The organism is Schinkia azotoformans LMG 9581, assembly GCF_000307855.1.
GTDB classification, from domain to species: Bacteria; Bacillota; Bacilli; order Bacillales; family Bacillaceae_J; genus Schinkia; species Schinkia azotoformans.
The window spans coordinates 1-7,442 of the sequence record NZ_AJLR01000157.1; the positions used below are offsets into that span (position 1 = coordinate 1).

Consider the following 7,442-nt stretch of genomic DNA (forward strand, 5'->3'; position numbering starts at 1 on the left):
TATGACATCATTACATTAATAGGTAATATGGGTTTCCCAATCGCTATTAGTATTTATTTACTTCATAGGTTTGAAAACAAGATAGAGTCATTAGAAAACGCTATTGTACAACTTGCAGAAGTTGTTAAACAAAAGAAGGAGTGAGAAGGTATTGCACGAATCACAGAATGTCGAAAAGATTATTAAATTATTAGAACCCATTATAAATAAGCGATTACTTCAAACTCACCCAAAAAATAGAGAAGATCTTAAGCAAGAGATTATTTTAAGTATTATTACTAGATTAAATAAAGTAGATTTAAATGTTCCTGGTTTTTTTGAGACTATAGAACAAATAAAATCTACCAGTAACAAATAGAACAATTAGCAAGCCAATTTCCAATATGAGATTGGCTGCTTTTCAGTGCCTGCAAGCTGTTTCCTCACAGCGGCCTTCATGTTGTTATAAACAATTATTTTTGATAATCCAATAACCAATCTTTTTATTTATTTTGAAGTTTATCTGGGTACTCTATGACAACCCGAAGTATATTGAGCCAGGTATTAAACGGTTTAGACATCATTTGCAGGATATTTGCCGACAAAGTTTTGAAGTAATTTACTTTTTTCCAAATTTAGGAATATTATAGTAGTAATACATAGAAAGGTTGGGTATGATGAAAAATATAATACTAGTAACAATTCTATTGGGGTTTCTACCTACTGGTTGCCAGCCTAATGAGGAATTTAAGGCTTCTACTCCTCGATCAATTGTAACCGAAGCAGCAGAAACTAATGTTGGAAATAGTTCAAATAGCAATAAAAGTTTAAAATCCAATTCAAATGATGATTCGCCGATTAGTTTTCCAGAAAGTCAATTAGATAAAATTTCAGAACAATTTCTCTTTGGTACATGGAAAATTGATAAATTACTTGGATTTAATTATATATAATGATGCGTCGGAATACCCAAAAGGTCAGAAAGTAATTGGTGACAACATTATTATAACTAAAGACTTGTTCTCATCGGAAGGTATTGTTAACTATAAGTGGTATCAGTATACCATAAAAAACCCGAAAATTTACATTGATATGGTCTACTCCAATGCTGAATCATTTCTGGTTTATAGTAAGGTCAATCGAGCAGAAGGTAACCTAGGGCTTAATCCCAGCGATATAATAAGATCTATAACAATTACAAATGACAAAAATGATTTATATCCTTTTAGTCTTTTTATCGTGAACAATGAAAGACTTATTTTGCAGCTTGAGGCAACATATTTTGAGTTGAAAAAGATTAATGATAAATAAAAAGGAATTATTCTTTCTTTAAGTATGTGATGTGCATTATGACTCAAGAAAGCCACAATATATATGTATAAATATATTGTGGTTTTAAATAATTAAAGGCGAAGCTACGTGTCTGATAGAAAGTTATTTTTGATAAACTTTCATAGATCTCCTATTCTATTGTATTGTGTGTATACTTTTGACCTTTACAAAACAGATCAGCTTCCCTGTTTCTTCTGGGTGCTAAACCTTGCGCTAATCCATAGGTAAATGCCTTTTTTACTTCTTCGGCCAGAGTATTGAGATCTGAACGGGAAAGTGGTCCAATAAAATCGGGAAAAACTTTAGGATCATTTAACATGGTCACCATATCATTTGTTTTTAAAACGCGAGGTCCTCCGTTAAATGTAATAGAAGCAAGAGCATCGAATTGATTTTGAGATAATTTCGATGCACATGACAATGCATTAATTGGATTTTCGGAATTAATAGCAAGATCATCTAAAAGTTTATCATGGATTCTCGCTACAAATTCACTAGTGCTCTCCATTTCGTCTCCACCTTTGTCAATATTATGGTTCAGTGTTTTAGCAAGCCGGCACTTATGTAAGTTGCAACGCTTTTCTTTTTGATTTTCGGAAAAAACATGTATTGGGACGCAGTGTAGGGTTCTCTGGTTCATTTTGGTGTGTGGGTCACAGGGTCGGGTCCTCTGGCTCTTTTTGACGATGCGGGACACAGTGCCAGACCCTTTGGCTTAAAAAAGTAAATACTAAAAACGTGTTGTTAAAGGTGCAATCTGGGAATAATATATGTTAAAGTGGACTTACATAAGCAATGTTACATAATAGTACAAACATTGCAGAAAAATTACATAGGAAGGTGGCTTTTCATTAAAATGAATCATCAACAAAATGATACAAATGCTTTACCACCAAAAACATGTACAATCGAAAGACTGGTAACAGTCCCTGAGGATGTAGAAAAAGTATTAAACGGACAAAAAACAGCAACTCGTCGAAATGGCAGATATGCTGATATTGGCGAAGTGATGACTCTAGAAGGGCAAGATTTCGTTGTAGAAAAAGTTTATTCACAGTCACTTGGGGAACTGGCTGATGAGCATGCCCGCCAAGAAGGATACGCTAATTTAGAGGAATACAAACAATCAATTTTATCAATGCATCCTGGGATGCCTTGGCTACCGCAAATGCGTGTATGGGTTCACGAGTTCCGGCGAGCATAAAGCCTTGCCGGGCTTAGGAACTCCATTCTGGTTAACCAATCGGTAAACTAGATTAGGACCGAATATAAAATGAACTATCACATCTATACAACGATTCTTTATATCCATGTTTTTAGTGTAATCCTTTCCATCGGTCCCTTTTTTATATTGCTTCCGTTCATTAAAAAGCTTCGTGGAGCAAACGAAGATGTCGAACAATCATATTTAAGCTTATTTAGATTTACTGTTCAAGTATCAAAACATGCCGGGCATGTGCTCGTTGTTACAGGTATATTACTCGTGTGGATCACTTCATGGACATGGAAAACGTCATGGATTGTCATGACGGTTTTGGTCATGCTTAGCTCTGGGTTTTTCTTGGCACGCGCCTTTTCGCCAACTGTCCGCAAGTTTAATGACCCAACAAAGGATAAAGAAAAATCAATTCAAACACTGTACCGCTCAACCTGGGGCTACGTGATCCTGCTAATGATCATGCTGTATTTTATGGTGGCCAAGCCGGTTTTGTGGTAGATAACAAGGGGCTGTTCAACATCACAACAGCCCCTTTTTCTTATTGAGTCTGGGCGTACGACGGATCGGACAGTATTTCGAAAGTTCAGCGTACAAGAGTCCGAACCTAGGCCTTAGGCAAAACTCAAATACAGTTCTATTCATCTCCCGTCTCCGGCACCATCCCCAAAATCACAATCCCAATATATTATAAAACCCGAAACTTAATAAGTGGAATTCTCACTAAATTGGAGTATATTTTAGTTGAGAATGTTGAAAATCATCCAATTATTTAAGGTGGGTCTCCTTTTATGAGTTTTTTGAAAAAATATGCAAAAAAATATTGGTTACCGTTTTCGGTTGCTGTTATTTTTTTAACAATAGAGGCGACAGCAGATTTGCTTTTGCCAACGATTATGGCACAGATTATCGATGTTGGCGTTGCTAACAGGGATATGGATTATGTACTTAAAATGGGCGGAATCATGCTGTTGATTACTGGTTTTGGAGCTATAATGGCGACCAGTAGAAATTTTATCTCTAGCTATGTATCACAAAACTTTGGGGCGGATTTAAGGGCTGATCTTTTTCGTAAGATCCAGTCGCTTTCCTTCCAAAATATTGACAAATTTGACCGGGCTTCCTTGATCACCAGGTTAACGAATGATGTTACACAAATTCAGAATTTTACGAATGGACTTATGCGGATTTTCGTAAGAGCCCCGTTGCTTTGTATCGGTTCGCTCATTATGGCCGTGCGATTGAATCTGGATTTATCAATCGTGCTCGCGATAGTCGTACCGATCATTGCGATTTTAATTATATTAAATATGCGTCTTGGCTTTCCGCGGTTTATTAAGGTTCAAAAAGCGATAGACTGGGTCAACCGTGTCATGCGTGAATATTTATCAGGGGTCAGGGTTGTGAAAGCATTTAATCAATTTAATTTCGAGATTACTAAATTCGGGCAGGCTAATTTAGAACTGAAATCAACCTCAACATCGGTTTCGAGGATGATGTCTATTTTTGGCCCGATGATGGTTACGGTCATGAATATCGCCATTGTAGCTGTGCTGTGGTTTGGCGGCTATGGTGTTCAAAACGGCAACATTCAAGTTGGGGAAATCATTGCTTTTACAAACTATATGATTCAAATTCTGTTTTCACTCAGAATGATTTCAATGGTTTTTATCATGTTCGTGCGTGCCAAAGCTTCGGCAGGTCGTATTAGTGAAGTGTTCTCAGAAGAAAATCGAATGGTAGACACAGGGGACTTTTTGGATAAAAAAGGAGAAAACCAGCAGTCTCCAAATACAAAAGGGCAGATTGACTTTCACAATGTTTCTTTTACCTATGAAGGGGCTTCGGGAGAACCTGTTTTAAAAAATATCACATTCACATGCCTACCAGGTGAGACTGTTGGGGTTATTGGTTCCACAGGATCCGGAAAAAGCAGTTTAATTAATTTAATTCCCCGTTTTTACGATGTAAGTGAAGGCTCTGTTGAAGTTGATGGTATGGATGTTCGTGAATACAATCTAAAAGAATTACGAGGAAAAATTGCTGTTGTGCCGCAGCAGACGATGCTGTTTACGGGAACCATCGCAGAAAACATTCGATGGGGTAAGGAGAATGCAACTGAAGATGAAATAAAGCGAGCAGCCGCAATAGCCGAAGCAGAATCGTTTATTAAGGCTGCGCCTGAAGGCTATGATACATTGCTTGGTCAAGGTGGCATTAATTTATCCGGGGGCCAGAAGCAGAGGCTGTCAATTGCTCGGGCTTTGGTGAAACAGCCGGAAATTCTTATTTTGGATGATAGCACAAGTGCTGTGGACTTAACAACAGAGGCCAAAATCAAGAAAAGTCTAAAAGAGTATGCGGTGGAGTTAACATGTATCATTATTACCCAACGAATTTCGTCAATAAAGGATGCCGATAAGATTCTTGTTTTAGATGACGGAAAGCTGGTTGGCTCTGGAACCCATGAACAATTAATGGCTGACTGCCAAGTTTATCAGGAAATTCATTACTCTCAGATGGGCAAGGAGGTGCTGTAGCGTGTCTTCAGAGGCAAAAAATCAATCACAAAAGGAAGGCACCCAGTCACAAGGTCCTAATCTACGCCCAGGTGGAGGGGGCTTTGGAAAGCATCATCAAAAACCGATAGAAAAGCCAAAAAACGTAAGTGCCACATTGAAACGACTTTGGTCCTTTGTTAGGCAAGAAAAAAGGCTACTGACGACCGTGTTTTTATTTATTTTAATAGATGCGGCTCTTTCACTTGTTTCACCATATTTAATTGGCCAATCGATAGATGCAATGGCAACGGAAAACGGTGTCGTTAACTTTGGATTTTTAAAAATTATGGTGGTCGTATTGCTCGTAGCTTATATAGTGAGTGGGGCTCTAACGTTTCTAGAAGGCTGGGTTATGGCTGGGGTTTCCCAACGAATCGTCGGGAGCCTAAGAGAAGCATTGTTTGCGAAGCTGCAAAAGCTGCCGGTTGCCTTTTTTGATAGTCATACACACGGGGAATTAATGAGCCGATTAGTCAATGATATTGATAATGTCTCGAATAGTATTTCCCAGTCAATAACACAGCTGATGAGCGGGATTATTATTTTGATTGGGACTTTTATTATGATGCTATATTTAAGCCCAATTCTAACGTTGGCAAGCTTAATCACAATTCCACTCATCTTTTTACTGACACGGACAATTACGAAAAGGACAAAAGTTTTGTTCAAGGATCAGCAAAAACAGTTGGGGATGCTGAACGGACAAATTGAAGAAACGATTTCAGGTTTTTATGTCATTAAAGCTTTTAATCATGAGGAAAAGGTAATTGAGCAATTTGATGAGGTGAATGCTGAGTTAAGAAAGGTGGGCATTAAAGCGCAAATTTGGTCCGGCTTCCTAATGCCAATTATGAATGTCATCGGCAATATTGGATTTGTCGTTGTTGCGATTGTCGGCAGTATCCTTGCTGTAAAAAGCATGATTACGGTTGGAGTGATCGCAAGCTTTATTACTTATTCACGCCAATTTGTAAGACCGTTGAATGAACTTGCTAATATTTATAATGTTATATTATCTGGAGTTGCCGGGGCAGAGCGTGTGTTTGAAATCTTGGATGAACATGATGAGCCAGAGGATTCAGCTAGTGCGTTCCCTTTGAAAAATCCAAACGGACAGGTTACCTTTGAAAATGTCAGCTTTGGCTATCGGTCGGATGTATCGATTATTAAAAATATAAGTTTTGAAGCTGCAGCCGGAAGCCGAACAGCATTAATCGGTCCAACAGGGGCAGGAAAAACAACGATTGTAAACCTATTGACTCGTTTTTATGATGTAACAAGCGGCAGAATTTTAATTGATGGAAGAGATATTAGGACATATACAAGGGATAGTTTACGCAGCAGCTTCGGGATTGTGTTGCAGGATACGTATTTATTTTCCGGAACGATTAAAGAAAATATTAAATATGGAAAACCGGATGCAACCGATGAGGAAGTTGTGAATGCAGCCAAAATGGCAAATGCTGATGCGTTTATTAACCGCCTTCCTAATAAGTATGACACCGTTTTAGCAGAGAACGGCGGCAATTTAAGCCAAGGCCAAAAACAGCTATTAGCGATTGCGAGGGTGATCTTAGCTAAACCTGCGTTTTTAATTTTAGATGAAGCAACAAGCAATATTGATACGCGCACGGAACATCAGATTCAGGCGGCACTAGCCAATGTCATGGAAGGCCGCACAAGCTTTATTATTGCTCATAGACTGAACACGATTCAAAGTGCTGATACGATTATGGTTATTGATGCGGGCGAAATTATCGAAAGTGGCAGCCATGATGAGCTACTTGCGAAAAAAGGGGCTTACTATGAATTGTATAAGAGTGGTGCGGTGCAGGATGTTGGTTCGTGAATCGATTTTGGAGAGAAGTACTGTAAATAGTATGATATTAGCATACCAATAGACTAAGAGTTGGAATGCTATTTTGTTGGAAATTGAAACTTTTGGATAATATAAAAAAAGATTGCGAAGGAGTGTTCTTTAACTAGCGGGTACCCTTTGGTTGAATGAGAAAGATGCCTATATGCTTCGCAATAGAGCCCTATTGTGCAGTAGGCATAGCAGGAGGATCGAAACTGGCTTTCCAACATTGCGGTGCGGACAGGGAGTGCGAGGTCTGCCCTTGGCGTGGCCGCATTTTTCGTTTTTGAGGACAGGGAGTGTCGGTTTTGCCTTTGGCATGGCCGCATTTTTCTTTTTTGCGGACAGGGAGTGCGGGTTTCGCCTTTGGCATGGCCGTATTTTTCTTTTTTGCGGACAAGGAGTACGGGTTCCGCCCTTGGCATGGCCGCATTTTTCATTTTTGCGGACAAGGAGTGCGGGTTCCGCCCTGGGCATGGCCGCATTTTTTTGAAGA

Annotated in this window: 9 protein-coding genes; 8 read left to right on the forward strand and 1 reads right to left on the reverse strand. The window is 38.8% G+C overall.

All coding sequences use genetic code 11. From position 1 onward, the window contains the following. The first annotated feature begins 27 nt into the window (after positions 1-27). From BAZO_RS21985 to BAZO_RS22100, 3 genes are all read left to right on the forward strand, one after another. Positions 28-144, forward strand: a complete 117-nt coding sequence (locus BAZO_RS21985; RefSeq protein WP_081585806.1) for a YvrJ family protein — start codon at positions 28-30, stop codon at positions 142-144. Between the two features lie 7 nt (positions 145-151). Continuing rightward, positions 152-358, forward strand: a complete 207-nt coding sequence (locus BAZO_RS20625; protein WP_003333431.1) for a hypothetical protein — start codon at positions 152-154, stop codon at positions 356-358. Between the two features lie 298 nt (positions 359-656). Then, positions 657-932 (forward strand): hypothetical protein, encoded by a 276-nt coding sequence (locus tag BAZO_RS22100; protein ID WP_003333432.1) that lies wholly within the window; start codon positions 657-659, stop codon positions 930-932. 509 nt (positions 933-1,441) lie between these two features. Here BAZO_RS22100 and BAZO_RS20635 read toward each other — a convergent pair. Continuing rightward, on the reverse strand, positions 1,442-1,819 hold the full coding sequence (locus BAZO_RS20635; RefSeq protein ID WP_003333435.1) for a glycoside hydrolase family protein: 378 nt from the start codon (positions 1,817-1,819) through the stop codon (positions 1,442-1,444). A 348-nt stretch (positions 1,820-2,167) separates the two neighbouring features. On the opposite strand from BAZO_RS20635, the gene BAZO_RS20640 reads away from it, so the two are divergent. From BAZO_RS20640 to BAZO_RS22800, 5 genes are all read left to right on the forward strand, one after another. Further along, on the forward strand, positions 2,168-2,515 hold the full coding sequence (locus tag BAZO_RS20640) for an ASCH domain-containing protein (RefSeq protein WP_003333436.1): 348 nt from the start codon (positions 2,168-2,170) through the stop codon (positions 2,513-2,515). A gap of 69 nt (positions 2,516-2,584) precedes the next feature. After that, a complete protein-coding gene (locus BAZO_RS20645) occupies positions 2,585-3,028 on the forward strand; it encodes a hypothetical protein (protein ID WP_003333437.1) in 444 nt (147 codons plus the stop codon). Positions 3,029-3,318: 290 nt separating this feature from the next. After that, complete coding sequence (locus BAZO_RS20650; protein WP_003333438.1) at positions 3,319-5,067, forward strand: ABC transporter ATP-binding protein; 1,749 nt, start codon at positions 3,319-3,321, stop codon at positions 5,065-5,067. A 1-nt stretch (position 5,068) separates the two neighbouring features. Beyond that, positions 5,069-6,937 (forward strand): ABC transporter ATP-binding protein, encoded by a 1,869-nt coding sequence (locus tag BAZO_RS20655; RefSeq protein ID WP_003333439.1) that lies wholly within the window; start codon positions 5,069-5,071, stop codon positions 6,935-6,937. A gap of 317 nt (positions 6,938-7,254) precedes the next feature. Then, the coding region (locus tag BAZO_RS22800; RefSeq protein ID WP_211208575.1) for a hypothetical protein at positions 7,255-7,442 on the forward strand (188 nt) is incomplete at its 3' end.